The sequence below is a fragment of the Roseovarius sp. A46 genome, assembly GCF_004126395.1.
GTDB classification, from domain to species: Bacteria; Pseudomonadota; Alphaproteobacteria; order Rhodobacterales; family Rhodobacteraceae; genus Roseovarius; species Roseovarius nitratireducens.
This window is the reverse complement of the sequence record NZ_PVWS01000117.1, coordinates 1-219: the sequence shown is the minus strand read 5'-3', so window position 1 is coordinate 219 and position 219 is coordinate 1. Positions and strand designations below refer to the sequence as shown.

Annotated in this window: 1 pseudogene; it reads left to right on the top strand. The window is 61.6% G+C overall.

The features are described 5' to 3' along the window. Nucleotides 1-17 precede the first annotated feature (17 nt). A pseudogene (locus C6W92_RS17585) lies at nt 18-219 on the top strand (IS5/IS1182 family transposase); the annotation flags it as partial.

Below are 219 nucleotides of genomic sequence, written 5' to 3'. Positions count from 1 at the left end.
GTGGGGTATGTTTTGTCATGAGACAGAGTTTTTCGACCCAGCCCGCCTTGTTTGCTCCGCAGGAGTTGTTCGACCACCCGGCGCTTTGTGCCCTGGATGGGGTGGAGGCGCTGATTGACTGGGATCGCCTTGCGGCGCTTTTACCTGCGGGGGAAGTGAAGGTTCAGACCGGTCGTCCCGGTTATCCGGCGCTCACGCTGTTCCGGGCGCTGCTGCTGG